The following is a 22,747-nucleotide window of genomic DNA, read 5'->3' on the forward strand; positions in this document are numbered from 1 at the left end:
AAGGGTGCCCGTTCGACCGTCATCGAACTAGTGGCCAGATGGACAACATGTGTCAAAATATGGCCATGAGTCCCCGCCACCTGACCTCCGTCGGTCCGCATGTGGTCGCCGTCCTCGCGCTCGAGCCGGTCGTCGGGTTCGACCTGACCATCCCGCCGACCGTGCTCGGCGCGGCGACCAAGGCCGACGGCACCAAGCTCTACGACATCCGCATCTGCGGCCTCGGCGGACCGGTCCGGGCGGGCGCCGGGTTCAACCTCGTCCCGGACTACGGGCCGGAGGCGCTGGCCGAGGCGGACACCGTGATCGTCCCGGGCACCTACATCCCCAAGCCGCGGTACGAGGGCACGCTGCCCGACGACCTGGCCGCCGCGCTCGCGACGATCCGTCCCGGCACCCGGATCGCCTCGATCTGCACCGGCGCGTTCGTCCTCGCCGCGGCCGGCTACCTGGACGGTCGGCCCGCGACGACGCACTGGGAGCGGGCCGAGTTGTTCCGCAGCGTCTACCCGGGCGTGAATCTCGACGAGGACAAGCTCTTCATCGACGACGGCGACATCCTGACGTCGGCCGGGCTGGCCGCGGGCGTCGACCTCTGTCTGCACCTCATCCGCCGCGACTTCGGCAGCGAGGTCGCCAACCGGGCCGCGCGACACTGCGTCGTACCGCCGTGGCGGGACGGTGGCCAGTCGCAGTTCATCGAGCGGGCCATCCCGGAGGAGGGCAGCGAGGGTACGTCGCCGACCCGGGCCTGGGCGCTCGCGCGACTCGGTGACGAGATCAGTCTCCCGGCGATGGCGACGCACGCGCGGATGAGCGTGCGTACCTTCAGCCGCCGCTTCAAGGCCGAGACCGGCCAATCCCCCGGCACCTGGCTGCTACAGCAACGCGTGCGGCACGCCTGCAACCTGCTCGAGACGACCGATCTGTCAGTGGACCGTGTCGCCGAAGAGGCAGGTCTCGGCACCGCCGCGTCCCTGCGGCATCACCTTCGCTCCGAGCTGGGCGTCTCGCCCCTCGCCTACCGCAAGACGTTCCGGGCGGGCTGAGCCTCAGAGCACCACGAGGTCGTGCGGCCGGTTGTTCATCGACTCGCCGCCATCCGCGGTGACCACGACGATGTCCTCGATCCGCGCACCCCACCGGCCCGGCTGGTAGATGCCCGGCTCGACGCTGAACGCCATCCCTGGCTCCAGCGGCAGGTCGTTGCCCGCCACGATGTACGGCTCCTCGTGGACGTCCAGCCCGATCCCGTGACCGGTCCGGTGGATGAAGTACTCACCGAACCCGGCCGCCGCGATCACGTCCCGAGCAGCGGCATCGATCGACTCCGCCGTCGCACCCGGCCGAACCGCGTCCACCGCAGCCTGCTGAGCCTCCTGCAGTACGGCGTACGTCGCGGTCACGTCGGCGTCCCGCGGCGTGCCGACGGCGTACGTCCGGGTCGAATCGGAGTTGTAGCCCTCGGCAACGGGTCCGCCGATGTCGACGACCACCACGTCACCCGCCTCGATGACCCGCTCGGACAGCGCGTGGTGCGGGCTGGCGCCGTTCGGGCCGCTCCCGACGATCACGAAGTCGGCCTCGGTGTGGCCCTCCTCGACGATCGCGGCCGCGATGTCGGCGCCGACCTCCGCCTCCGTCCGGCCGGGCCGCAGCCACTCGCCGACACGGGCATGCACGCGGTCGATTGCCGCGCCCGCCTTCCGCAGGGCCTCGATCTCGGCCGCGTCCTTGCGCATCCGCAACTCCCGGACGATCGGACCGGCCAGCACCTGCTCGGCCTTCGGCACAGCGTCCCGGATGGCGAGCACGTGCAGCGCCGGCGTGAAGTCGCTGACCGCGACCTGCTGAGGACTGCCCAGCCGCTCGGCCGCCAAGTTGTACGGATCGACACCGTCGACCCAGGTGATGACGTCGACCCCGAGCTCCTCCAGGCCGGCGAAGCCCGGCGCTTCGAGCTTCGGTACGACGAGCGCCGGCGCCCCGTCGGCAGGGATCACCAGCGCGGTGAGTCGCTCGAACGAGCCGCCAGGCTGACCGATCAAGTACCGCAGGTCCGAGCCTGGCGCGATCACCAGGCCGGTCCCGGCCGCGGCCTCGCGGGCGCGGTCCAGGCGGGAACGGAGTACAGCGGCAGCGGGAATCGGAGGGACTGCTGAGCGTCGGGCCATGGGTCGACTCTAAAACTGTCGGGCGGGGTTGCTACAACCTCTTTCATGACTCTGCACCATGTGGCCTTCGGCGACGGCGTTCCGGTTCTCGCGTTGCACGGCTGGACCCCGGACCACCGGCTGATGACCGGTTGTCTCGAGCCGATCTTCACCCAGCTCCCCGGGTACCGGCGGCTCTATCCCGATCTGCCCGCCATGGGCCAGAGCCCGGCCGGTGACATCGACAGCTCCGACGGGATCCTGGCCGCGGTCCGGGAGTTCATCGACGAGCAGATCGGCGACGAGCCGTTTGTGCTCATGGGCGAGTCGTACGGCGGTTACCTCTCCCGCGGCCTGGTCGCCGAGCGGCCCGAGCAGATCCTCGGTCTGGGCATGATCTGCCCGACCGGCACGCTCTGGCACAAGGACCGCAAGCTGCCGGAGCACGTCGTCCTGCGGACCGAGCCCGGCGTGCTCGAATCGCTGACCGAGGGCGAAGACTTCACCGAGCTCGCTGTGGCGCAGACCGCGGCCGCGCTCGCCGCCTATCGCCGCGACGTCGCGCCAGGTCTCGAAGTCGCGGACCTGGCCGCGATGGACCGGATCCAGGTGAACTGGGCGTTGTCGACGGCTCCGGAGAGCGGACCGGTCTACACCCGGCCGACGCTGGTGCTGTGCGGGCGGCAGGACGCCGTCACCGGGTACGAAGACCTGTTCGAGATCCTTCCCCACTACCCGCGCGCGACGTACGCCGTCCTCGACATCGCGGGGCACAACCTGCAGCTGGAGCAGCCCGAGTTGCTCGACGCGCTGGTCCGCGAGTGGTTGCAAAGAGTCAGCCAAGAGGTGCCGCGAGTGGCTACCAGCGGGTAATGTCGGCCGCATGGTGACTGGGAAGCGTCCGTTCGGGTGGCCGTTGCTTGTCGCGCTGACCAACGGGCGCACCCGGATCTCCGACGAGCGGTTGACCGCGGCGGTCCGGGACAAGGTGATCCTGGTGACCGGTTCGTCGTACGGGATCGGCGAGGCGGCGGCGCGCCGGCTGGCAGCGGCCGGAGCGACGGTGCTGCTGGTGGCGCGGACCGAGGACCAGTTGCAGGTCGTAGCCGACGAGATCCGGGCGGACGGCGGTTCGGCGTACGTGTACCCCGCGAACCTGGCCGACCCGGCCGCGGTCGAGGAGCTCGTGCGCACGGTGCTGGCCGAGCACCGACGGGTCGACGTGCTCGTGAGCAACGCAGGCAAGTCGATCCGGCGATCGATCGCCGACACGTACCAGCGGTTCCATGACATCGAGCGGACCAACGCGATCAACTACCTCGGCCCGGCGAAGCTCGTGCTCGAGTTGCTCCCGTCGATGCGGGAGCGCGGGTCGGGTCACATCGTGAACGTGTCAACGGCCGGTGTCCGGACACCGCCGATGGCGCGCTGGTCGGCGTACCTGGCGTCGAAGAGCGCGTTCGATGTCTGGCTGCGGTGCGTGGCCCAGGAGGTTCGCGGCGACGGGGTGACGACCTCGACCGTGTACATGGGGCTGGTGCACACGCGGATGAGTGAGCCGACGCCGCTGCTGAACAAGATGCCCGGGCTGACACCGGAGCAGGCCGCTGATCAGGTGTGTACGGCGGTGGCTGAGCGGCCGCACAACATCACGCCACCGTTCGTCCGCCCGGCCGATGCCGTGGGCAACTTGTTGCGGGTGCCGACGGACCGGCTGCTCGAGCAGTACTACCGGCGTACCGGCGGCAGGAAGAAGCGATGAGGACGATCCGGCCGATCGGCCCGATCCGGCCGCCCGAGTGGCTGATGCAGGGCGCGGCCGAGGTCGGGGGGTTGTCGGTCGCGCTGATCCGGTCCGGGGTCTGGCGGTCGGCCGGACCCGCGCAGCTGGTGCGGATCGAGCGCGCGCTGCGGACGTGGGGTCAGTCGATGGCGGCTCTCGGCGCGATCGCCGCGATCCGGTACCCCGATCGCGCGGCCGTGATCTCGGGCGACAGCCGGATCACGTACGACGAGCTGGACCGCCGGTGCGAACGGATCGCGGCCGGGCTGCACGCGCAGTACGGCATCGTTGCCGGGAGCAAGGTCGCCGTCCTGTGCCGCAACCACACCGGCTTCCTCGAGGCGACGCTCGCAGCGTCCCGGATCGGCGCCGACGTGCTCTTCGTCAACACCGAATTCGCCCCGCCTCAACTACAGGCAGTCATGGAACGCCACCACCCGGACCTCCTCATCCACGACGCCGAGTTCACGGCACCGGCTGGGATCCCGGCCATCGGGTCCGACCTTGAAGACGTTGCCGCCAGCCGCTCGCCCGGCGCACCGCCGCCCGATGCACCCGGGCACATCACGATCCTCACCTCAGGGACGACCGGTACGCCGAAGGCAGCGCCGCGTGTTCCCACCGCATTGGGTCTTGCCGGGCTGACGGCCAGTGCGCTCAGTCGGTTCGGGCTGCGGTCGGGTGAGCCGGTGATCATCGGTCCGCCGTTGTTCCACGGGCTCGGGCTGCTGACGTCGATGCTGGCGTTGTTCCTCGGCGCTCCGTTGGTGCTGCGGCCCCGGTTCGATGCCGCGACCCTGCTCGCGGATATCGACACGAACCGAGCCGGCGCGGTGGTCGCCGTACCGGTGATGCTGCGGCGGTTGCTGGAGCTCGGGCCGACGGCGATCGCGGAGTACGACCTGCGCTCGCTGCGGGCCGTGATCTCGGGTGCGTCGCAGCTCGGCGTACCGCTGGCCGAGCGGTTCATCGAGCGGTTCGGGCCGGTGCTCTGCGACGCGTACGGGTCGAGCGAGGTAGGCATCGCGACGATCGCGACCTCGGCGGATCTGCTCGCCGCGCCCGGGACCGTCGGCCGCCCGTGTCTGGGCAGCTCGCTCCGCATCCTCGACGATCAGGACCAGCCGGTGCCGGCCGGCACGACCGGGCGGATCTTCGCCGGTGGCGGGCTGGTGTTCGGCGGATACTCAGATGGTTCGAGCAAGACCGTGGTCGACGGCCGGATGAGCACCGGCGATCTCGGCCATCTCGACCGGGCCGGCCGGCTGTTCGTCGACGGCCGCGAGGACGACATGATCGTCTCCGGCGGCGAGAACGTGTACCCGGTCGAGGTCGAGGAGTGCCTCGCGGGCCACCCCGCGGTCGCGGAGGCAGTCGTCACCGGCGTACCCGACGACGACTTCGGCCAGCGCCTGATCGCGTACGTCGTACTGCGCGAGCCGGTCAGCGAGGACGAGCTCATCGCCCACGTGAAGGCGAACCTGGCCCGTTACAAGACCCCGCGCCAGATCATCGTCCTCGACGAGTTCCCGCGCAACGCCACCGGCAAGGTGCTCCGCGGCAAACTCAGCCCGCCGTGAACAGCTCGTAGAACCGCGTCATCCGCTCGAGAGCGTCACGCTCGTCTCCGAAGGAAACCGCGAGCGTCTCGGCACCCGCCTCGGCGAGCTCGTGCGCCATCGCGACCACGGGCTCGGGATCGCCGCTAGACCAGTCGAGCCGAGTGCCGACCTTGACCTCCCGCTCGCCGAACGACCGCAGCCGCGCGACCGCGGCACTGAATCCGGCGCCGTCCAGCCCCAGCCCCTGCCACTCGTCACCGAAACGGGCTGCCCGCCGCAGCGCCGGCGTCGTCGTACCGCCGATCATGATCGGCAACGGCGCCCGCAGCCTCGGCTCGAACACCCCTCCCCGATCACGACCCTCGAAGAGATCGCGGATGATCTCGAGCGACGTGTCCGTACGACGCCCGCGCTCCTCGAACGTCGATCCCACCGCCGCGAACTCCTCGCGCGCCCAACCAGCCCCGACCCCGAGGACGACGCGTTCGCCCGACAGCCGATGCAGCGTCGCAGCCTGCTTGGCGACCACGAACGGGCTCCGCATCGGCAGGACCAGCACGGACGTGCCGAACCGGATCCGGGTCGTGCGGGCAGCGAGGTACCCGATCGTCACGAGCGGTTCGTACACCCCGCCGTACGTCGAACCGAACTCGCCCGGCGGTAGCAGGTGATCGGGCAGCCAGGCCGTGCCGTAGCCGAGGTCCTCGGCGGCCACGGCCAGCTCGACCAGTCGTTCGGGCGGCATCGCTGCCGATTCGTCGGGGAGGACCACCTGCAGTTCGACCATGCGCTCGACCCTAATCAATCCACCGACGCCCTCAGTCCGTCGGTGGGCGCGTTTGATGGGAGAGTGGGTGCCGTGAAGATTCTCGTCGGATACGTACCAACGCCCGAAGGTGAGGCGGCGCTGACCGCTGCGGCGACCGAGGCCGAGCTGCGGGGTGCCTCGGTGCTGCTCCTGAACACCAGTCGCGGCGATGCCTACATCGACGCCCGCTACGCCAACGCCGACGAGTTGGCTGCCGCCGAGGCCAAGCTGCGCGAGCAGGGCGTCGAGGTGACGATCCAGCAGGCCGTCTCCGAAGGCGACGTGGCCGGCGCGCTGCTCAAGGCGGCCGCGGCCGACGACGTCGGCCTGATCGTCCTCGGTCTCCGCCGCCGCTCCCCGGTCGGCAAGCTGATCCTCGGCAGCACCGCCCAGCGCGTCCTGCTCGAGTCCCCGGTCCCGGTCCTCGCCGTCAAGGTCGTGTCACCGCACGACTGACCGCAAGAACGCGCGGCCCGCTCCGACCCACGGGTGAACGGGCGCCTTCGGGGTGCCTCGGAGCGGAAGGAACTGTGGATGTCATATCCCGAGGTTGGCGTCGGGCTGCCGGTGGTCGGGCTGCGCGGGCCGGATGCGGTGGTCGAGCTCGCGACGGCCGCCGACGAGCTCGGATTCGCGGTTGTGTCGGTCTTCGAGCGGCTGCTGGTTCCGGCCGCGCCGGACTGGGTGAACCACGCCGGGCTGCCGACGGAGGCGGCGTACGACGCGTTGGAGACGCTCACGTACGTCGCGGCGCGGACCGAGCGGGTGCGGTTGCACACCGCCGTACTCGTGCCGCTGTTCCAGCAGCCGGTCGTGCTCGCACGGCGGGTGGCGACGATCGACCAGCTCTCCGGTGGGCGGATGGATCTGGGCATCGCGCTCGGTTGGCTGCCGGAGGAGTTCGTCGCAACCGGCGTGCCCGCGCGCGGGCGGGTCGCGGCGTTCGAGGAGTCGGTCGCCGTACTGCGTACGTGCTGGGGTCCTGATCCGGTCTCGTTCACCGGTGCGCATTACACCGTCCCGATGGCGATCCTCGGGCCCAAGCCGGTGGCATCTCCGACGCTGTACGGCGGTGGCGTGACCCGTCCCGCGATCGAACGGGCCGCGCGGATCGCCGACGGTCTGACGCTCGCGCATCGCGACTGGGAGTCCACCCGCGCGGCGATCGGTTGGTATCACGAGGCCGGTGGCGCCGGACCGATCATCCTCCGCGCCGGACCGATGAAACCTCATCCGATGCTGCAAGGGCCGGTCGGTTTCACCCCAGACACGATCCTCGACGACCTGCGGCGTGCCGCCGACGAAGGCGTCACCCGAGTGGACTGGGACCTCAACATCATCGGCATCCCGATCCCCGACCAGGTCGCGGCGTTGAAGGCGCTGGCGGACCGGCTGCGGTAATCCGGGTGAGGGGCTGGGGGCGGACGCCTAAACTGGACTGGTTATGCCTGATGCCCGGACCGAGTCCCCGAGTCCATCCCCAGTTCCCTCCCAGGACCCAGCAGGCGCGCGCCGTCCACGCCGTCGCCGCAAGCCGAGCTCCTCGGGCACCACCCCACCCGCCGGACCCCGTGCTTCCGCCGACCGCCAGCCTGCCGAAGGTGGGTTGAGTCTCGCGGACGCGATTGCTCGGTTGGACGGATTGACGGCGTACGACCGGGAGCAGCTCGGGAAGCGGCTGGAGCGGGTTCGGACGATCAAGGAAGCCCGGAAGCGGGAGCAGGCGCTCCAGGGTGTGATCGGCGCGATCGAACAGGCCGAGCGTCGGGTCGAGGTACGGCGTAGCGCCGTACCGGAGATCACGTATCCGGCGGAGCTGCCGGTCAGTCAGCTGAAGGACGAGATCGCGACGGCGATCCGGGACCACCAGGTCGTGGTCGTCGCGGGTGAGACCGGATCGGGCAAGACCACTCAGATCCCGAAGATCTGTCTCGAGCTGGGGCGCGGCATCCACGGCATGATCGGCCACACCCAGCCCCGCCGGCTCGCCGCGCGGACCGTCGCCGAGCGGATCGCGGAGGAGCTCGGCACCGAGCTGGGCGAGACGATCGGCTTCGCGGTCCGGTTCACCGACAAGGTCAGCGAGCGCTCGCTGGTCAAACTGATGACCGACGGCATCCTGCTGAACGAACTGCAGCGCGACCGCGACCTGACCAGGTACGACACCCTCATCATCGACGAGGCGCACGAGCGCAGCCTGAACATCGACTTCATCCTCGGCTACCTCCGGCGCCTGCTCCCCCGTCGCCCCGACCTGAAGGTCATCATCACGTCGGCGACGATCGACCCGGAGCGGTTCGCCGCGCACTTCGCCGACGCCCAGGGCAGCCCGGCGCCGATCGTCGAGGTGTCCGGCCGGACCTACCCGGTCGAGGTGCGGTACCGCCCGGTCAACGACCCCGACGACCCGAGCACGATCGACCGCGACCAGACCCAGGCGATCCTGGACGCCGTCGACGAGCTCGAGTACGAGGCGGACGGCGACGTACTGGTGTTCCTGTCCGGCGAGCGCGAGATCCGCGACACCGCCGACGCCTTGAACGACAAGTTCCGCAACGACCGCCGGACCACCGAGATCCTGCCGCTCTACGCCCGGCTCTCGAACGCCGAGCAGCACCGCGTCTTCCAGTCGCACTCGAACCGCCGGATCGTGCTCGCGACCAACGTCGCCGAGACCTCGCTGACCGTCCCCGGCATCAAGTACGTCATCGACCCCGGTACGGCGCGCATCTCGCGGTACTCGCACCGCACCAAGGTCCAGCACCTCCCGATCGAGCCGGTCTCGCAGGCGAGTGCCAACCAGCGCAAGGGCCGCAGCGGCCGCACCAGCGACGGCATCTGCATCCGCCTGTACTCCGAGGAAGACTTCACCAACCGCCCCGAGTTCACCGACCCCGAGATCCTGCGGACCAACCTCGCGAGCGTCATCCTGCAGATGACCGCGATCGGGCTCGGCGACATCGCGGCGTTCCCGTTCATCGACGAGCCGGACAAGCGCAGCATCACCGACGGCCTGCAGCTCCTCACCGAGCTCGGCGCGATCGACACCCCGAAGGGCGGCCGGCTGACCCCGATCGGCCGGCAGCTCGCGCAGATCCCGCTGGACCCCCGGCTGGCCCGGATGATCGTCGAGGCCGACAAACACGCCTGCGTCCGCGAGGTGATGGTTATCGCCGCCGCGTTGTCGATCCAGGATCCGCGCGAACGGCCGACGGACGCCGAGGCGCAGGCCCAGCAGGCACACGCGCGGTTCCGCGACCCGAACAGTGACTTCCTCGGCTACCTGAACCTCTGGGGCTACCTGAAGAAGCAGCAGAAGGAGCTGTCCGGCAACCAGTTCCGCCGGATGTGCCGCAGCGAGTACCTGAACTACCTCCGCGTCCGCGAGTGGCAGGACATCTACGCACAGCTCCGCCAGGTCGCGGCCCAGATCGGCGTCAAGCTGAACAGCGGCGAGCCGGCCGACCCGCAGAGCGTGCACATCTCGCTGATGTCCGGCCTGCTGTCGCACCTCGGGCTGAAGGACCCGGCCAACCAGCACCAGTACATCGGTGCCCGCGGCACCAAGTTCGCGATCTTCCCCGGCTCCGGGCTGTTCAAGAAGCCACCGCAGTTCGTGATGGCCGCCGAGCTGGTCGAGACCTCGCGGCTGTGGGCGCGGGTGAACGCGAAGATCGAGCCCGAATGGGCCGAGGATCTCGCGCCACACCTGATCAAACGCTCGTACTCCGAGCCGCACTGGGAACGCAAAGCCGGTGCCGTCATGGCGTACGAGAAGGTCACGCTGTACGGCGTACCGATCGTTGCCCGGCGCAAGGTGAACTACGGCAAGGTCGACCCGGAGGTGTCGCGCGAGCTGTTCATCCGGCACGCGCTGGTCGAGGGCGACTGGGACACCCACCACAAGTTCTTCCACGAGAACCGCAAGCTGATCGAGGAAGTCGAGGAGCTCGAGGAGCGCACCCGTCGCCGCGACCTGCTGGTCGACGACGAGACGCTGTTCGCGTTCTACGACGAGCGGATCGGCGCCGAGGTCGTCACCGGACGGCACTTCGACACCTGGTGGAAGACGGCGCGGCAACGCGACCACGACCTGCTCGACTTCGAACGCTCGCTCGTGGTTCGCGAGGGCGCCGAGGTCAGGGAGGAGGAGTTCCCGCTGCACTGGGTGCAGAACGGGATGACCTTCGACCTCACGTACGCGTTCGAGCCGGGTACGGACGCCGATGGTGTGACCGTCCACATCCCGCTGCTCGTGCTCAACCAGGTCACCGCGGACGGGTTCGAGTGGACCGTGCCCGGCTTCCGCGAGGAACTGGTCACGACCCTGATCAAGTCCTTGCCGAAGACGATCCGGCGCAACATCGTGCCCGCGCCGGACCACGCCCGGCAGATCCTGCCCGAACTGGACCCGGCGTCCGGACCGCTCACCGATGCGATGGCCCGTGCGCTGCGGGACCTTCGCGGTGTCGTGATCGAGCCGAGCGACTGGGACTGGAGCCGGGTGCCGGAGCATCTGCGGATGACGTTCCGGGTCGAGGACGACAAGCGCAAGACTGTGGCCGAGAGCAAGGATCTCGCCAGGCTGAAGGAGAAGCTCAAGCCGAAGACCACGGCCGCGATCTCGCAGGTCGCGTCGAAGGCGGTCAGCGGGCTGGAGAAGTCCGGCCTGACCGACTGGACATTCGGCGACCTCCCGCGCAGCTTCTCCGAACGCCGCAACGGCCTGACGGTCGCCGGCTACCCGGCGCTGGTCGACGAGGGCAAGAACGTCGCGATCCGGCTGCAGGAGACCGAGCGCGATCAGGCCGCAGCGATGTGGACGGGCACACGCAGACTGCTCCTGCTGACGATGCCCTCGGTGATCGACGTCGTACAGCGGCATCTGAGCAATCAGCAGAAGATGACGCTGATGGCCGGTCCGCACCGCAGCGTCGGCGAGTTGCTCGACGACGCGATCGGAGCGGCGGTCGATCAGCTGATGGCGGCCGCGGGCGGACCGGCCTGGAACCTTACCGCGTTCTCCATCCTGCGTGACGCCGTACGGTCGGAGCTCGCGGACACGGTGCTGACGATCCTCCAGCAGGTCGAGCAGGTGCTCGGCCATGCGCGGACCGTGGACAAGCAGATCTCGCGGGCGTCCAGCCCGGCGCTGATCGTGGCTCTGTCGGATGTCCGCGGTCAGCTCGAACGGCTGGTCCATCCCGGCTTCATCACCGACACCGGCGCCAAGCGGCTGCCGGACCTGGTCCGGTACCTGCGTGGCATGGAGCAGCGGCTCGAGAAGCTCGGCGCGAACGCAGCGCGCGACCGCTCCGGGATGGCCATCGTCCAGACCCTCACCGACGAGTACGAGAAGCACCTCCGTGCCGTGCCCACCGGCAAGTACCCCAGTCCCGAGCTCCTCGACGTCCGCTGGATGCTCGAGGAACTGCGCATCAGCTTGTTCGCGCAGACACTCGGCACGCCGTACCCGATCTCGGAGAAGCGGATCCGGAAGGCCCTGGCTGACAGCTAGGAGTCGAGGAGACGGCGGGCGTGCTCGTGGACGGCCGTGCGGAGTTCGGGTGGGTCGAGGATCTCGAACGGCCAGTAGAGGCGGATGACCCCTGAGACGAGGGGTCCCAGCTCGTTGGCGGCGAAGCGGACCTCGCAGGTGTTCGCGTCGATGGGATCGATCACACCTTGGCTCGGCGGAATCATCCGGGCGACCGTCGCGGCGTCGGCCTGCACGCGGACCCGGGCGACGATGTCCCAGGGCGCCACTCCGGTGCCCTCGGCAACTAGTGCGACCGGGTCGGGCGGGTCCTCGAACCGATAGCGGGAGCCGGTGAGCACGGGCTGGGTGATCCGGTCGACGCGGAAGGTACGCCAGGCCTGGCGATCCCGGTCGCGGGCGACGAGGTACCAGCGGCGGCCGGTGTGCACGATCTGCAGCGGCTCGACGCTGCGCTCGGACTCGGTGCCGTCGTGGGTGCGATAGCGGAAGCGGATCCCTTCGACATGACGGCAGCCGGCGGCGAGGGTGACCAGCACCTCGCCGTCGACCTGCGGCAGCTCCCCCTGCGGCAACTGCGTTGTGTGCGCGCCGATGGCCGCGACCCGTTCCTGCAGCCGGGTCGGCAGGACCTGATGGAGTTTGGCCAGCGCCGAGATCGCCGCCTCCTCGACACCCGACACGGTCGTGGTCGTCGCGACCCGCAGGCCGACCGCGATCGCCACCGCCTCCTCGTCGTCGAGCAGCAGCGGCGGCAGCCGGCCGCCCGGACCGAGGCGGTACCCACCGCCGATGCCGGCCTCGGCCTCGACCGGGTACCCGAGTGACCGCAGCCGGGTGACGTCACGCCGCACGGTCCGGGGCGTGACGTCGAGCCTGGCGGCCAGCTCGGTGCCGTCCCATTGCGGGCGCGACTGGAGCAGCGACAGCAGGCGGAGCAGACGGGCTGCGGTATCCATCGATTTCTATTCTGCCTCGACCTGCGGACCGATCCTGTCCGCAGGTCGCTCTACGGTGGCGCTATGACGACGCTTTCGCAGGATCTCCTCGACCTGTCCGACTTCGCCTGGCAGCGGCTGCGCCACCGGGTGGAGGGCCTGACCGACGAGGAATACCTCTGGGAACCGTTCGACGGCTGCTGGTCGATCCGGAAGACCGAGGCGGGGTACGTCGCCGACGGGACCCCGATCCCTCCGGAGCCGGCGCCGTTCACCACGCTGGCCTGGCGGATCACGCACATCGTCGACATCCTCCAGGAGGACCGCACCGCCACCTGGTTCGGGCACCAGCCGCTTGCCGAGGACGGCCAGCCGCCGGTGCCGGCGTCCGCGGCGGACGCTCTGGCCGCGCTGGATCACGCGTACGCGGTCTGGCGTTACCGCCTCGCCGCACTCAGCCCCGAGGACCTCGGCCGCGCGATGGGCGAGGTCGCCGGACCGTACGCCGAGCACGCCGGCAGCTCGTTCGCCCTGCACATCCTCGACGAGCTCATCCACCACGGAGCCGAGGTGGGTACGGTCCGCGACTTCTACCGGGGAGCGCATCCCGAGGACCCGTTCGCGGCCGCGATTGCGGGTGAGCTCACGCCGGCTGAGCGCCCGGCGCTGCTCGCCGAGGCTGCTGCGGCGCACCGATGGGACGTCATCACGCAGCTCGCCGACCTCGGCTTCGGTGTCGACGAGCGCACTGCCAACGGCTTCACCGCAGCGCACCTTGCGGCCGGGACCGGCTCCCTGGACACGCTTCGGTTCCTGGTCGGGCGTGGAGCGGACCTTTCGGTGACCGATCCGCGGTTCAACGCCGACGTACTCGGGTGGGCGAAGTGGTTCAAGCACGCCGACGCGATTGCGTACCTGGAATCGCTCTAGGGCACGAAGGCGCGCTGGGACCGGCGGCGGAAGTCGCGGGGCGGGAGGTCGTGCGCCGCGGTGAACGTCCGGGTGAAGTAGGACTGGCTGCTGAACCCGCAGCGGGCCGCAATGATCGCGATCGGCGTATTGGTTGCCGCCAGCAAGGATGCGGCGTGTTCGAGGCGGAGGTCGGTGACGAAGGCGGTCGGGGTGACGCCGTACGCCCCGCGCATCGAGCGGGACAGATGCGCGGGGCTCACGCCGGCCAGTTCGAGCAGCCGGGGTACGCCGCCGTGGAGGTTGTGCTCGGCGCGCATCGCAGTACACGCCCTCGCCAACCAGTCGGGTACGCCGGGGCCTGCGGCGTCGGCCGGAGCGAGCAGTTCGACGAGATCGATCCAGAACCGCAGCAGGTCGTAGGTGCTGGGGTTGTCCTGGAAGCGGGCCAAGGCTTGCTCGAAGACGGCGATCGCGGCCGGTTGGTGGAAGCTGATCGGTCCGCGGGACGACCAGGTGGCGGTGCGGGTCAGGTCCAGGAAGCCTTGCCAGAGCGAGCTAGGGAAGGCGACGTTGACGAACTCGAGGCCATCGGGCACCGAGCCGCGGACGGCGTGCCGGTCGCTCGGGCGGACCAGAACGACGTCGCCCGGCCGCAGCTCTGCGACACCCGTGGTCAGCAGGTGTTCGCCGTGGCCGGACACGACGCCCATGAACTCGTGGAAGTCCGCGTGGGTGTGCAGTTCGGTGTCGCGGGCGCGCGCCGGGATCCGCACTCGCGCCGCGTGGTACGGCCGCCCGAACGCGTGCGCCTCGAAGCGCAGGATCTGCTCCACCTCAACACAGTACAAATTCTCGTCAGTCCGCTGCTAGTCCGGCGGATGTGCGCGGCTGCACGCTGAAGACATGTATGAGACCGACGGCTACGTCATCTTCCGCGACGTCATCGACCAAGAGCTGATCAAGGAAGTGAACGATCATGTCGAGTGGCTGCAGGCCCGGCATCCCGACGTACGGCCTGAGCAGCTCGGCCATGTGTACCTGCGCGACGATCCGTTCTGGGTCCGCCTGGTGAGCGACGACCGGCTCGTCGACATCGCCCAGCGGTTCGTCGGGCCGGACATCGCGTTGTTCGCCTCCCACTACATCTCCAAGCCGCCGTACTCCGGGCAGCCGGTGCTGTGGCACCAGGACGCGGCGTTCTGGCCGCTGGACCCGATGGAGGTGGTGACGCTGTGGCTGGCGGTCGACCACTCGACACCGCAGAACGGATGCGTGCGGGTCGTCCCGGGCAGCCACCGGTCCGGGGTGGCCGGGATGCGCAACAACACCGACGTCGAGAACGTGCTCGGCATGGAGATCGCGGTCGAGGTCGACGAGGCGCAGGCGGTCGACATGGTGCTCGCACCGGGCGACGTCGAGGTCCACCACCCGAACATCGTCCACGGCAGCAACGCGAACACCTCGCCGAACCGGCGCTGCGGGCTGACGATCCGCTACATCCCGACGTCCACCCGGATCACCGATCCGGAGACGCCGTACCCGAGCGCGTTCCACCTGCGCGGTGAGCCGGGGGTGAACAGCTACCAGCCGCGGCCGAAGTTCGTCGAGGAGCGGCACTTCCCGTTCACGGGCAGCAGCGCCTGGGCCTGAACATGCGAAGACCCGCCCCGGCTGGGGCGGGCCTTCGACTGCTTACTCGAGGCAGATCCGGAACGGGTGGCCCGCCGGGTCGGCGTAGATCCGCCAGCCACGCGCGTTCTCCGCGGGCGGCGGGTCCAGGGGGTCGAGCGGCTCGGCGCCGAGGGCGACCACGGTCGCGTGACCGCTCGAGAGGTCCTCGACGATGAGGTCGAGATGGAGATCCTGCGCATCGGTGCCGGGCCAGGTGGCCGGCACGTACTGCTCCGAGCGCCGGAAGGCCAGCGTCGAGAACCCGAGCGACGAGCCGGGGCCGGTCAGGCTCCGCCAGTCGTCGTCACCGTTCTCGTCGATGTCCAGCCCCAGCAGCGCTGAGTAGAACTGGGCGAGCTCGAGTGGGTCCGGGCAATCCAGCACCACCGAGCCGAGCCGCCCGGCAGTACTGCCCGGCTGCTCTGCCACCTGCGTCATCTGTCCTCCACTTTCTGTTGCGTCAGCCTGCTACCTAGTCCGGAGCAGGACCGGCCAGGTCCCTCTGGTCGGAAGGCCCGGCCGCCTACGATGACAGGTTCCGGGGACAGTTCGCACCTTTCGACACGCGTTCTCGACCTGTGAACCGATCGCTGACAGTGAAGGTTCGCGGACGCTACCACTACGACTGGAGTACGCCGGTAGCTCGGCGCCGCTCCCCCAGCTTGCGGATCTTCGCCCGGGTGCCGCAGTCCTCCATCGCGCACCAGCGCCGGGAACCGTTCCGGCTGCGGTCCAGGAACAGCCAGCCACAACCGCCGTCCTCGACCGGACACGCCCGCAGCTGCCGCAGCTCGACAGCCCGCACCAGCTCGACCGCGGCCACCACCAGGCGATCCGGGATCAGCTGCGCCGGCGACGTCCCGACGACCAGCTCCGCAATGCCGCGCTCCCGGTCCGCGTCCGGGATCAGCATCGAACGCGCAGCAGCGGCCGACCAGCGCAACATCAAGCGCTCGAAGGCGGAACCCTCGCTGCGCTTGACTCCGTCCTTCGCGACGGCGACGCCGGCCGCGTGCGGCGCCAGCACGTCGTACGCCGCCTCGCGGATCTCCAGCGTCGCGCCGAGCGCCTTCTCGGCCAGCTCCGGGGCCGACCGCCAGGTGCCCTCGATCGCGCTGTAGTCACGCAGATCAATCAGCTCGATCCGGCGACTCCAGGCGAGCAAGTCAGCCGGCGAGGTCAGGTATTCGTGCTCGACCGCGCCGCCGCGCGCTCGCGGGGTGACCGTGTTCACCAGATCAAGGGCGGGATGCCCGCCCACGATGCGAAATTCCGCATGGGAACTGTCGGTCATGGGTGAGATGCTACCAGCATCAAGTCCTTTACCGGGATCAGGTGACCTCATGCAACTCTCGTCCCGCCGAGCCGCCGCCGCGCTCGTGTTCCTCGGCGTCTCGACGTTCTCCTTCGTCACCGTCGAGGTGCTGCCGATCGGGCTGCTGACCGTGATGGCCGACGATCTCGGCCGGTCACGCTCGCAGATAGGCCTCCTCGTCACCGGGTACGCCGTCGTCGTCGTGCTCGCCTCCATCCCCCTGGCCCGGCTGACCCACCATCTCCCCCGCCGGCTGGTGCTCGGCGGGACGCTGGCCGTCCTCACCGTTGCGACCGCACTCTCCGCCGCTGCCCCGACGTACGAAGTGCTGTTCGGCGGGCGGCTGGTGATCGCGATCTCGCAGGCGCTGTTCTGGTCGATCGCTCCGCCGATCGCGACCAGCCTGTTCCCGCCGGAGTTCCGCGGCCGGGTGGTCGCGCGACTCGCGATCGGCACGGCGCTGGCGCCGATCCTCGGCATCCCGTTCGGCACCTGGCTCGGCGAGCAAGCCGGCTGGCGGGTCCCGTTCGTGGTGATGGCCGTGCTCGGTGCGGCTGCCTGCATCGGGATCGTGACGCTGTTGCCGCGCACGGAGGTCCAGGACAGTCCCTCGCGTCGCGGCAGCGCCCCGGACCTCCGCGGGTACGTCGTCCTGCTGGTCGCCGCGGCGATCGGAGTCACCGGCTTCCTGACGTTCAACACCTATGTCACGCCGTTCCTGCTGGACATCACCGGCTTCTCGTCCGACGCGCTCGGTCCGATGCTGCTGGCCAGCGGCGCAGGCGGGTTCGCCGGCACGCTGATCGTCGGACGGCTCCTCGATCGGTACCCGTGGGGTGCGGTCGTCGTCCCGTTCGGAGTTCTCACCGTCGGGTTGTTCGGGCTGTTCTCCCTCGGAGAGCTCAAGGTGGCCACGGGCATCCTGATCGCGCTGATCGGGCTGTCCTTCAGCGGACTCGCGGTCGCGGTGCAGAGCCGGACGCTGCAGATCGCTCCTGGCAGCACCGACATCGCGTCGGCCGGAGCCAGTTCGGCGTTCAACGTCGGCATCGCCGCCGGCGCGTTCGTCGGTGGCGCGCTCATCGACCACACAACGGTCCGCAGCGTCGCGCTCGCCGGCGGCCTGCTGACCGCGATCGCGGCACTCGTGATGCTGTGCGAGCCGTGGCTGACCAGGCGTCCGGTGCAGCCGGCAGAGTCCGGTCATGGCCAACACGTCTGCGAAGAGCCAGTCTGACGCTTACCGCTGTCTGGCGCTGGCGACAGCCCTTGCCAAGAAGTTTTGAAAGGTCTTGACGGATTATCTGGGGCCGCGAACACTTTCGGTCATGATCCCGCAGCCTACGGCGCAGCAGGCGCTTCCCGATGAGACGTTCTCGCTGCAGTCCGACGCCACTATCGGCCTCGACGCCCCCACCGCCCGGACCACCGCTGAGCGGTTCGCGGCCCAGCTCCGGCGGTCCACCGGATTCGCTCTGCCGATCCAGGACGGCAGCGGTACGATCACGCTGTCCACCGCAGGCCCGGAGTCCTTGGGTGCCGAGGGCTACGAACTCCGCGCGGCCGCGTCCGGCGTCACCATCACAGCAGCCACCGCCGAGGGTCTCTTCCGCGGCGTCACTTCGCTCCGCCAGCTCCTGCCCGCCAAGGCCGAGGCCGGCAGCCCGCAGGACGGCCCGTGGGAGATCGCGGGTACGACGATCTCCGACTCCCCGCGGTACGGCTACCGCGGCATGATGCTCGACGTCTCCCGGCACTTCTTCACCCTCGACCAGGTCAAGCGCGTCATCGACCTGATCTCGCTCTACAAGGTCAACCGCCTGCACCTGCACCTGTCCGACGATCAGGGCTGGCGGATCCAGGTGGACTCCTGGCCCAACCTCACGGCCCACGGCGGCAGCCTGCAGGTCGGCGGCGGCGCAGGTGGCTACTACACCAAGGCGGAGTACGCCCAGCTCGTTCAGTACGCCGCGGAGCACTTCATCACGGTGGTGCCGGAGATCGACACGCCTGGTCACACCAACGCCGCGCTGGCGTCGTACCCCGAGCTGAACAAGGGCGACCAGGCACCGGACCTCTACACGGAGACCGAGGTCGGTTTCAGCTCCTTCGCCATCGACAAGGAGGTCACGTACGCGTTCCTCGACGACGTGTTCCGGGAGGTGGCCGAGCAGACGCCCGGCGACTTCCTGCACCTCGGCGGGGACGAGGCACACTCGACACCGCACTCGGAGTACCTCGCCTTCGTGCCCCAGGCCGCCGAGCTGGTCGTGAAGCACGGCAAGCGGGTGATGGGCTGGCACGAGATCGCCGACGGACCGCTGCCCGCCGGCACTGTCGTGCAGTACTGGGGCACCGAAGACCCCAAGGCTCAGGTGCTTGCACAGAAGGCGGTGGAGCAGGGCGCGACGCTGGTGCTCTCGCCCGCCAACCGTGCGTACCTGGACATGAAGTACGACGCCAACACCGAGCTGGGCCTCGACTGGGCCGGGCTGGTCAGCGTGGAGCAGTCGTACAACTGGAATCCGGCCACGCTGGTCCCCGACGTACCGGCCAGCGCGATCGACGGCGTCGAGGCGCCGCTGTGGACCGAGACGGTCGACGACGTGAGCAAGATCGAGTACCTGGTGTTCCCGCGGTTGCCAGGGATCGCCGAGCTCGGCTGGTCGGCGGAGTCCGCGCTCGACTGGACGGCGTACCGCGACCGGCTGGCCGAGCAGGCCCCACGCTGGGAGGTGCTCGGAGTCAACTTCTACCGGGCACCGGAGATCGACTGGCGCTAGCTGAGGATCCGGTCGAGCAGCCAGGCTGTGGTGGCGTCCACGTCCTGCTCGGCGACGGTGTGCTGCGTGGCGTCCGCGTCGTGGGCGTCACGCACCACCAACCGGTACACGTACCGGTCCGGCTGTGGCCGGCCGGAGCCCAAGTCCTTCGCGCCGAGCGCCCGGACCGCGTCCTCGAGCCGGTCGGTGTCGGGCTGGTCGCTGGTGTCGAGTTCGCCGTGCTTGGTCAGGCCGGCGAAGCCTCCGCTGCGAGTCACTGTCACGATCACGCTTGCCTCCTTCGCAGTACCTGTTCATGCCCGCGCGACACGCCGGGATGATCGATCAGAAAAATGCGCCCATCACCCGGCGTACCGGTCAATTGTCCTTCGTTGCCATCGTGCCGCACCTCTCGTCCGCCGCGAACCAGCAGGTCGGCGCAGGATTTCGGGCTCCGGAGCGACCCTCGGAAGCCCGCACAGAGGCGACCACGCAGCGTAACGGTCCCTGACAATCAGCGACACGTGTTTGTGGTCACCCCTACCATCAGGCCGCAGAACGGCTACAGTTATGCCGTTGCAGTTTTGGACTCCCTGACTTTGCTGTGCTGCATGGCCGGTCTGTCGTCTGGGGCCTTTCGGCGACGCGTGATCCATGAGGTGTGGTTCACGGATTGTTATAAGCCATCGAGGAGATAGACAAATGGCTGTCGGTACTGTCAAGTGGTTCAACGCTGACAAGGGCTTCGGCTTCATCACCCCGGATGACGGTGGCGCGGACGTGTTCGCGCACTACTCGGCCATCCAGATGTCGGGCTTCCGCTCGCTGGACGAGAACCAGCGGGTCGAGTTCGAGATCACCCAGGGCCAGAAGGGGCTGCAGGCGGAGAACATCCGCGCGATCGGGTCGTAAGGATCACCCTTTCTTGAACCAGTAGGAGGGCCGCACACCATTCGGTGTGCGGCCCTCTTGCCTTTCCCGGTCTAATAGGACGGTGACCGACAGCCCGCCGTACAGCCGACCGGACGAGGACCCCGGCGAACGGCTCGACCGGCAATGGAACGAGCTGCTCCAGGAACTCCGGCTGGCCCAGACCGGCACCCAGATCCTGTTCGCGTTCCTGCTCAGCATCGCCTTCCAGAACCGTTTCCAGGACGCGGACACCTTCACCCACGACGTGTACGCCGTCACGCTGATCGCGTCCGCGCTGGCCGTCGGCCTGTTTCTGGCGCCGGTGTCTTTCCACCGGATCATCTACCGCCAGAAGCTCCGCGACCGCATGCTCCCGATCGCCAACCGGATGACCATCGGCGGCATGCTCTTCCTGGTCGTGGCCATCGCCGGCGGTGTCCTGCTCGCCGCAGACGTCGTACTCCCCCGCCCGGTCGCAATCATCGTCGTCGCGATCGTGCTGCTCGTGTTCGCCGTCCTCTGGTACGTCGTCCCCGCATGGGTCCGCCGGACTAACGCAGACGAGGAATGACCTCGGTCGCGACCTGCTCCAGGACGTCCTCGGAGCCGGCGTAGACACCCTCGGCGCGGGGCCAGTGGGTGATCAGATCGGTGAAGCCCAGGGCGGCTGCGCGGCCGGCGATCTCCTCGAAGGCGGCCGGGCTGGAGAGGGCGTACTGCGCGTTGTCCATCGACAGGTAGCGGTCGAGCCGGCGCCCCTCGAGGAGATCGTCGAGGCGCTTGCTCAGATCGGCGAGGGACGCGAACCAGGTGTCGAGGTTCGTCTTGTCGACGCCGGTGGTCATCCAGCCGTCGCCATGCTTGGCGGCGAAGCGCAGTGAGCGCGGGCCGTTGCCGGCGAGGATGAACGGGACCCGCGGTTGCTGGATGCAGCCGGGCAACGTGCGGCCGTTGCGCGTCTCGAAATACTCGCCCTTGAAGTCGACGCCATCGGTGGTCAGCAGCGTGTCGAGGAGCTTCACGAACTCCTCGTACCGGTCTTGCCTCTGCCGCGGCGTCAGGTCGGGTCCGCCCTGGATGGTCGCGTCCAGGTTGCCGCCGGCGCCGATACCGCAGACGAAGCGACCGTCGGAGACGTCGTCGATCGCGAGGATGTCTCGGGTCAGCGCGAGCGGGTGCCGGAAGTTCGGCGACGTCACGAACGTGCCGAGCTTGATCGTCGACGTGACCGTCGCGGCCGCGGTCAGGGTCGGCGTCGTCCCGTACCACGGTGAGTCCTGCAGGCCGCTCCAGGTCAGGTGGTCATAGATCCACGCGTGGTCGAACCCGTACTCCTCAGCCCGCCGCCACCGCGGCGCGGCGTCCCGCCAGCGGTACTCCGGCAGGATCGCAATCCCGAAACGCATGCTCGCGAGCCTACGGCGTCGCGAACGTGGCCAGCGAACTGGTCCCGATGCTGCCCAGCCACACCTTCCCGTCCCGCTCGCGGACGCCGGTCGGCATGTGGAAGCCCGGGTGCTTCGCGCGCAGGTCGTGGATCAGCTTGCCGTTCTCGTCGTACGCCTGGATCTCGATGATGTCCGCGGCCTTCGGCTTCAGCGCCTCCGGGAGCGCCCAGACGACCTTGCGGAACACCGGCGGCTTCGGCAGCAGGAAGTCGAGTACGGCGTTGCGCGGCGAGCCGACCGCGACCCAGATCAGGCCGTCGGACCCGCGCGCGATGTTATCCGGCAGACCCGGGATCGCAGCGATCTGCACCGGCTCGGCGCCCTCAGTCGTCAGGTCGAGCTTGTACAGCCCGTACGTCGCCGTCTCGGCCCAGAACAGGGACCGGCGATCGCAGCTGAGCGCCACGCCGTTCGGGAATGCCCGTCCGGTCGCCAGCTGCGTGATCTCTCCGTCCGGCGTACGGCGGTACACACTGCCGGTGGCGGAATGCTCGAGCAGGTCGGCCATCCACTCGTCGATGCCGAACCGGATCGAGGAGTCGGTGAAGTAGATCGTGCCGTCCTCGGTGACGTCGGCGTTGTTGCAGAACCGCATCGGGCGGCCGTCGATCTCGGAGAGCAGGGTCGTGATCCGATTGTTCTTGTCGAGCGTCAGCAGCCCACGGTTCGCGTCGCAGATCAGCATCGTGCCGTCCGGCAGCCACTCCAGACCGAGCGGCCGGCCGCCGGTGTCGGCGAGGGTGCTGATCGTCTTGCCGTCGGCGCTGACCCGCAGGATGCGGCCGTCGTACAGGCCGGTCAGGACGCTGCCGTCGTCGTCGATCAGGGTGTCCTCGGGACCCGCACCGGGAAGCGCGACCACGTCGACGTCGACGTTCTTCGGATGCCGCACCGGCGGTGCGGGCGGCGGGGTCCAGCGGAGCGGCGCGATCGACGTCATGCCGCAGACCCTATCCGTCCCACCCGCCTGGTTCACCAGCCACGCG

Annotated in this window: 22 protein-coding genes; 13 read left to right on the plus strand and 9 right to left on the minus strand. The window is 69.3% G+C overall.

What is annotated here, in order from left to right; all coding sequences use genetic code 11:
- The first annotated feature begins 65 nt into the window (after window positions 1-65).
- On the plus strand, window positions 66-1,049 hold the full coding sequence (locus OHA18_RS36365; RefSeq protein ID WP_328999912.1) for a GlxA family transcriptional regulator: 984 nt from the start codon (window positions 66-68) through the stop codon (window positions 1,047-1,049).
- Window positions 1,050-1,052: 3 nt separating this feature from the next.
- On the opposite strand, the gene OHA18_RS36370 is transcribed toward OHA18_RS36365, so the two are convergent.
- Window positions 1,053-2,174, minus strand: a complete 1,122-nt coding sequence (locus OHA18_RS36370; protein ID WP_328999913.1) for a M24 family metallopeptidase — start codon at window positions 2,172-2,174, stop codon at window positions 1,053-1,055.
- Window positions 2,175-2,219: 45 nt separating this feature from the next.
- Between OHA18_RS36370 and OHA18_RS36375 the strand changes: the two genes are divergently transcribed.
- Genes OHA18_RS36375 through OHA18_RS36385 form a run of 3 tightly spaced genes read left to right on the plus strand, consistent with a single transcriptional unit; the run spans window position 2,220 to window position 5,516 of the window.
- Window positions 2,220-3,026 (plus strand): alpha/beta fold hydrolase, encoded by an 807-nt coding sequence (locus OHA18_RS36375; protein ID WP_328999914.1) that lies wholly within the window; start codon window positions 2,220-2,222, stop codon window positions 3,024-3,026.
- A 10-nt stretch (window positions 3,027-3,036) separates the two neighbouring features.
- Window positions 3,037-3,915: an SDR family NAD(P)-dependent oxidoreductase gene (locus OHA18_RS36380; RefSeq protein ID WP_328999915.1), complete on the plus strand. Its 879-nt coding sequence runs from the start codon at window positions 3,037-3,039 to the stop codon at window positions 3,913-3,915.
- Window positions 3,912-5,516 (plus strand): AMP-binding protein, encoded by a 1,605-nt coding sequence (locus tag OHA18_RS36385; protein ID WP_328999916.1) that lies wholly within the window; start codon window positions 3,912-3,914, stop codon window positions 5,514-5,516. The genes OHA18_RS36380 and OHA18_RS36385 overlap by 4 nt, the downstream gene beginning before the upstream one ends.
- Here the strand turns inward: OHA18_RS36385 and OHA18_RS36390 are convergent.
- Complete coding sequence (locus OHA18_RS36390) at window positions 5,503-6,285, minus strand: TIGR03619 family F420-dependent LLM class oxidoreductase (protein ID WP_328999917.1); 783 nt, start codon at window positions 6,283-6,285, stop codon at window positions 5,503-5,505. The genes OHA18_RS36385 and OHA18_RS36390 overlap by 14 nt on opposite strands.
- Window positions 6,286-6,357: 72 nt before the next feature.
- On the opposite strand from OHA18_RS36390, the gene OHA18_RS36395 reads away from it, so the two are divergent.
- From OHA18_RS36395 to hrpA, 3 genes are all read left to right on the plus strand, one after another.
- Complete coding sequence (locus OHA18_RS36395) at window positions 6,358-6,762, plus strand: universal stress protein (RefSeq protein ID WP_328999918.1); 405 nt, start codon at window positions 6,358-6,360, stop codon at window positions 6,760-6,762.
- 78 nt (window positions 6,763-6,840) lie between these two features.
- Window positions 6,841-7,707, plus strand: a complete 867-nt coding sequence (locus OHA18_RS36400; protein WP_328999919.1) for a TIGR03619 family F420-dependent LLM class oxidoreductase — start codon at window positions 6,841-6,843, stop codon at window positions 7,705-7,707.
- 205 nt (window positions 7,708-7,912) lie between these two features.
- Window positions 7,913-11,824 (plus strand): ATP-dependent RNA helicase HrpA, encoded by a 3,912-nt coding sequence (gene hrpA, locus OHA18_RS36405; RefSeq protein WP_328999920.1) that lies wholly within the window; start codon window positions 7,913-7,915, stop codon window positions 11,822-11,824.
- On the opposite strand, the gene OHA18_RS36410 is transcribed toward hrpA, so the two are convergent.
- Window positions 11,821-12,762, minus strand: a complete 942-nt coding sequence (locus OHA18_RS36410; protein WP_328999921.1) for a helix-turn-helix transcriptional regulator — start codon at window positions 12,760-12,762, stop codon at window positions 11,821-11,823. The genes hrpA and OHA18_RS36410 overlap by 4 nt on opposite strands.
- Window positions 12,763-12,825: 63 nt before the next feature.
- On the opposite strand from OHA18_RS36410, the gene OHA18_RS36415 reads away from it, so the two are divergent.
- Window positions 12,826-13,671: a DinB family protein gene (locus OHA18_RS36415; protein WP_328999922.1), complete on the plus strand. Its 846-nt coding sequence runs from the start codon at window positions 12,826-12,828 to the stop codon at window positions 13,669-13,671.
- Here OHA18_RS36415 and OHA18_RS36420 read toward each other — a convergent pair.
- Window positions 13,668-14,486 (minus strand): helix-turn-helix transcriptional regulator, encoded by an 819-nt coding sequence (locus OHA18_RS36420; protein ID WP_328999923.1) that lies wholly within the window; start codon window positions 14,484-14,486, stop codon window positions 13,668-13,670. The two genes, OHA18_RS36415 and OHA18_RS36420, sit on opposite strands and share 4 nt — an antisense overlap.
- A gap of 70 nt (window positions 14,487-14,556) precedes the next feature.
- On the opposite strand from OHA18_RS36420, the gene OHA18_RS36425 reads away from it, so the two are divergent.
- Window positions 14,557-15,303 (plus strand): phytanoyl-CoA dioxygenase family protein, encoded by a 747-nt coding sequence (locus OHA18_RS36425; RefSeq protein WP_328999924.1) that lies wholly within the window; start codon window positions 14,557-14,559, stop codon window positions 15,301-15,303.
- A 42-nt stretch (window positions 15,304-15,345) separates the two neighbouring features.
- Here OHA18_RS36425 and OHA18_RS36430 read toward each other — a convergent pair whose 3' ends face one another.
- Both OHA18_RS36430 and OHA18_RS36435 read right to left on the minus strand, forming a co-directional pair.
- Entirely contained in the window at window positions 15,346-15,762 is a 417-nt protein-coding gene (locus tag OHA18_RS36430; protein ID WP_137256831.1) for a VOC family protein, read from the minus strand.
- Between the two features lie 181 nt (window positions 15,763-15,943).
- Complete coding sequence (locus OHA18_RS36435) at window positions 15,944-16,618, minus strand: CGNR zinc finger domain-containing protein (RefSeq protein WP_328999925.1); 675 nt, start codon at window positions 16,616-16,618, stop codon at window positions 15,944-15,946.
- Between the two features lie 49 nt (window positions 16,619-16,667).
- Between OHA18_RS36435 and OHA18_RS36440 the strand changes: the two genes are divergently transcribed.
- Both OHA18_RS36440 and OHA18_RS36445 read left to right on the plus strand, forming a co-directional pair.
- Window positions 16,668-17,876 (plus strand): MFS transporter, encoded by a 1,209-nt coding sequence (locus OHA18_RS36440; RefSeq protein WP_328999926.1) that lies wholly within the window; start codon window positions 16,668-16,670, stop codon window positions 17,874-17,876.
- A 91-nt stretch (window positions 17,877-17,967) separates the two neighbouring features.
- Window positions 17,968-19,422 (plus strand): beta-N-acetylhexosaminidase, encoded by a 1,455-nt coding sequence (locus tag OHA18_RS36445; RefSeq protein ID WP_328999927.1) that lies wholly within the window; start codon window positions 17,968-17,970, stop codon window positions 19,420-19,422.
- Here the strand turns inward: OHA18_RS36445 and OHA18_RS36450 are convergent.
- Window positions 19,419-19,691: a protealysin inhibitor emfourin gene (locus OHA18_RS36450; protein ID WP_328999928.1), complete on the minus strand. Its 273-nt coding sequence runs from the start codon at window positions 19,689-19,691 to the stop codon at window positions 19,419-19,421. The two genes, OHA18_RS36445 and OHA18_RS36450, sit on opposite strands and share 4 nt — an antisense overlap.
- 412 nt (window positions 19,692-20,103) lie before the next feature.
- Here OHA18_RS36450 and OHA18_RS36455 point away from each other — a divergent pair, with 412 nt between their 5' ends.
- Window positions 20,104-20,313: a cold-shock protein gene (locus OHA18_RS36455; protein WP_130385526.1), complete on the plus strand. Its 210-nt coding sequence runs from the start codon at window positions 20,104-20,106 to the stop codon at window positions 20,311-20,313.
- Between the two features lie 82 nt (window positions 20,314-20,395).
- Complete coding sequence (locus tag OHA18_RS36460) at window positions 20,396-20,884, plus strand: DUF6328 family protein (protein ID WP_328999930.1); 489 nt, start codon at window positions 20,396-20,398, stop codon at window positions 20,882-20,884.
- Here the strand turns inward: OHA18_RS36460 and OHA18_RS36465 are convergent.
- Both OHA18_RS36465 and OHA18_RS36470 read right to left on the minus strand, forming a co-directional pair.
- Window positions 20,865-21,719 carry an LLM class flavin-dependent oxidoreductase gene (locus tag OHA18_RS36465; protein WP_328999931.1) on the minus strand — a complete coding sequence of 285 codons (855 nt, stop codon included), beginning with the start codon at window positions 21,717-21,719 and terminating at the stop codon, window positions 20,865-20,867. The genes OHA18_RS36460 and OHA18_RS36465 overlap by 20 nt on opposite strands.
- 10 nt (window positions 21,720-21,729) lie before the next feature.
- Complete coding sequence (locus tag OHA18_RS36470; RefSeq protein WP_328999932.1) at window positions 21,730-22,701, minus strand: SMP-30/gluconolactonase/LRE family protein; 972 nt, start codon at window positions 22,699-22,701, stop codon at window positions 21,730-21,732.
- Between the last annotated feature and the right edge of the window lie 46 nt (window positions 22,702-22,747).

It is taken from the genome of Kribbella sp. NBC_00709 (assembly GCF_036226565.1).
Lineage (GTDB): Bacteria > Actinomycetota > Actinomycetes > Propionibacteriales > Kribbellaceae > Kribbella.

Coding starts and splice junctions, on each gene's coding strand:
- OHA18_RS36365 (WP_328999912.1), top strand. CDS start 66: ATGAGTCCCCGCCACCTGACCTCCGTCGGTCCGCATGTGGTCGCCGTC.
- OHA18_RS36370 (WP_328999913.1), bottom strand. CDS start 2,174: ATGGCCCGACGCTCAGCAGTCCCTCCGATTCCCGCTGCCGCTGTACTC.
- OHA18_RS36375 (WP_328999914.1), top strand. CDS start 2,220: ATGACTCTGCACCATGTGGCCTTCGGCGACGGCGTTCCGGTTCTCGCG.
- OHA18_RS36380 (WP_328999915.1), top strand. CDS start 3,037: ATGGTGACTGGGAAGCGTCCGTTCGGGTGGCCGTTGCTTGTCGCGCTG.
- OHA18_RS36385 (WP_328999916.1), top strand. CDS start 3,912: ATGAGGACGATCCGGCCGATCGGCCCGATCCGGCCGCCCGAGTGGCTG.
- OHA18_RS36390 (WP_328999917.1), bottom strand. CDS start 6,285: ATGGTCGAACTGCAGGTGGTCCTCCCCGACGAATCGGCAGCGATGCCG.
- OHA18_RS36400 (WP_328999919.1), top strand. CDS start 6,841: ATGTCATATCCCGAGGTTGGCGTCGGGCTGCCGGTGGTCGGGCTGCGC.
- OHA18_RS36410 (WP_328999921.1), bottom strand. CDS start 12,762: ATGGATACCGCAGCCCGTCTGCTCCGCCTGCTGTCGCTGCTCCAGTCG.
- OHA18_RS36415 (WP_328999922.1), top strand. CDS start 12,826: ATGACGACGCTTTCGCAGGATCTCCTCGACCTGTCCGACTTCGCCTGG.
- OHA18_RS36425 (WP_328999924.1), top strand. CDS start 14,557: ATGTATGAGACCGACGGCTACGTCATCTTCCGCGACGTCATCGACCAA.
- OHA18_RS36430 (WP_137256831.1), bottom strand. CDS start 15,762: ATGACGCAGGTGGCAGAGCAGCCGGGCAGTACTGCCGGGCGGCTCGGC.
- OHA18_RS36435 (WP_328999925.1), bottom strand. CDS start 16,618: ATGACCGACAGTTCCCATGCGGAATTTCGCATCGTGGGCGGGCATCCC.
- OHA18_RS36440 (WP_328999926.1), top strand. CDS start 16,668: ATGCAACTCTCGTCCCGCCGAGCCGCCGCCGCGCTCGTGTTCCTCGGC.
- OHA18_RS36445 (WP_328999927.1), top strand. CDS start 17,968: ATGATCCCGCAGCCTACGGCGCAGCAGGCGCTTCCCGATGAGACGTTC.
- OHA18_RS36455 (WP_130385526.1), top strand. CDS start 20,104: ATGGCTGTCGGTACTGTCAAGTGGTTCAACGCTGACAAGGGCTTCGGC.
- OHA18_RS36465 (WP_328999931.1), bottom strand. CDS start 21,719: ATGCGTTTCGGGATTGCGATCCTGCCGGAGTACCGCTGGCGGGACGCC.
- OHA18_RS36470 (WP_328999932.1), bottom strand. CDS start 22,701: ATGACGTCGATCGCGCCGCTCCGCTGGACCCCGCCGCCCGCACCGCCG.